The following is a 2,228-nucleotide window of genomic DNA, read 5'->3' as shown; positions in this document are numbered from 1 at the left end:
ATAGGCTTCGATCGGCTCGAACTTCGACATCAGGGCCGTCTCCAGCGGCATGTCACGCCGCGCGAGGACGGCGTGCTTGGCAGCTTGAACCGCCAGGGGCGATGCCGCAAGCAGCTTGTCCGCCCAGCGCTGGGCCGCGTCCTGCAACGCATCGAACGGCACGACTTCGTTGACTAGCCCGTACTGCATCGCCTGGTCAGCCTTGATCCGCTCGCCGGTCAGGATCAGCGCCATCGCGATGCGATGCGGCAGCTGGCGGATCGCGAGCACTGCCGGGTCGATGTGCAGCGACGCATCGGCGTCGGCGATGCGGTCGAGCGCGGTTCCAAGGCCGCCGACTCGGCAGCACGATTGATTGACAAATTCTTGACCCGCAGGACTTCCGGTGGGGTCAGAGCGATCCGTGACGCGAGCGAACGCACTGTTTCAAGCAATACTTCCGGTGGGACGCTATGGTTGGCCCAGCCCCATTCGAACGCCGTCCCGCCATTGATCCAGTTCCCCGGAATGAACGCAGGTCGCGCCTCAGGCGAGCGCTCAACGCCGACGGATCATTCGAATCGACGTGTGTCGATCAGCAGTTGCGCCACCGCGTCGATGATCGCTCTGCTGTCGAGCCGGTAGAGGTCGAACAGGTCGGGCAAGTCGCCGGTCTGGCCAAAGCGATCGGTGCCAAGCGGGCTGACGCGCATCCCGCGCACCCCGCCGAGCCACGACAGCGTCGAGGGGGCGCCGTCGATGATTGTGACCAGGCCGGCGTGTGGCGCTAGCTCCGACAGTAGCGCCTCGGCGTGGCACGGCGCGCGTGCCGAGCCGGTCCAGCGCGCGGCCTGATGCGCGGACCAGTCGCGGTGCAGCAAGTCTGGCGACGTGACCATCAGCAGCCCGAGGCCGGGCACGTCCTCGCTCAATTCGTCGGCAGCGGCGAGTACTTCGGGGGTCACTGCGCCGGTAAAGGCGATGGCGAGATCGGCCGGGCCGCTCGGACGGCGCAGCCAATAGCCGCCTTTAAGGGCCGGCTCGCGCCAGCTGTCGTCGGCCCGCTCGACCTGTCCGATCGCACGGGTCGTCAGGCGGAGATAGACCGAACCCCCGTCGGCTGCCTGCATATGTTCGAACGACCAGCGCATGATCAGCGCTAACTCGTCGACGAAGGCCGGCTCACAATAGGTCAGGCCGGGCTGGCCGATGCCGATCAATGGCGAATTGATCGACTGGTGCGCGCCGCCTTCTGGCCCGAGCGTCAATCCCGATGGCGTCGCCACGAGCAGAAAGCGCGCATCCTGGTAACAGGCATAGTTGAGCGCATCGAGCCCGCGCGCGATGAACGGATCATAGACTGTTCCAACCGGCAACAACCGCGTTCCGAACAGCGGTGCGGCAAGACCAAGCGCGGCGAGCATTAGGAACAGGTTGTTCTCGGCTATGCCGAGCTCGATATGCTGACCGGCATCGTGCCCGGCCCACTTCTGAGCGGTCGGGATTTTTGCCGCGGCGAACACGTCGCGCAGTTCCTGACGTCGGAACAGCCCGCGCTGGTTGACGAAGGCACCGAGGTTGGTCGACACGGTGACGTCGGGCGAGGTGGTAACAATGCGGTCGGCCAGCGGATGACCCGATTTCGCCAGTTCGAGCAGGATCCGCCCAAACGCCGTCTGCGTCGCCTGTTCTGTTCCATCGGGGGTGGGAATATCCGGTACGGGCACCGGCGGTACGGCGAGTTCGCCCTTCGTCCGGGCCAGCGCGCTATCTTCGACTATGGCCCGCGCCGCGGCGGCGGCATTGTCGCCCAGCCCACCATAGGGCGCCCATTCCTCGCCGGGCGCGATCCCCATCGCGTCGCGCAGGCTCTCAATCTGGGTCGGATTCATCAGACCGGCATGATTGTCCTTGTGGCCCGCGAACGGCAGCCCATAGCCCTTGATCGTGTAGGCAATGAACAGCGTCGGCCGCTCGTCATCGCACCGTGCGAACGCCTCGAGCAACGTCTCGATGCAATGCCCGCCGAGGTTGGTCATCAGCGTCGCCAAGGCAGCGTCGTCATGGTCGGCGATCAGCTCGAGTGATTTGGGCGACGCGACGAGGTCGCGCCTCAACCGCTCGCGCCACGCCGTCCCGCCTTGGTAGGTCAGCGCGGCGAACTCGGCATTCGGGCAATTGTCGATCCAGTCGGAGATCGCATTCCCGCCCGGCTTCGCAAAGGTCGCGCGCTGGATCTTGCCCTGCTT

General features: G+C 65.7%; 2 protein-coding genes. Both read right to left on the bottom strand.

The features are described 5' to 3' along the window. A partial coding sequence (locus RMN84_RS04600; protein ID WP_309611024.1) for an enoyl-CoA hydratase-related protein occupies positions 1-234 on the bottom strand: 234 nt, incomplete at its 3' end. A 317-nt stretch (positions 235-551) separates the two neighbouring features. Further along, positions 552-2,228 (bottom strand): transketolase (locus RMN84_RS04595; RefSeq protein WP_309611023.1); only part of this gene is annotated, 1,677 nt, incomplete at its 5' end.

Source organism: Sphingomonas sp. (assembly GCF_031380695.1).
Lineage (GTDB): Bacteria > Pseudomonadota > Alphaproteobacteria > Sphingomonadales > Sphingomonadaceae > Sphingomicrobium.
The sequence above is the reverse complement of the archived record's forward strand: the minus strand, read 5'-3'. Positions and strand labels throughout refer to the sequence as shown.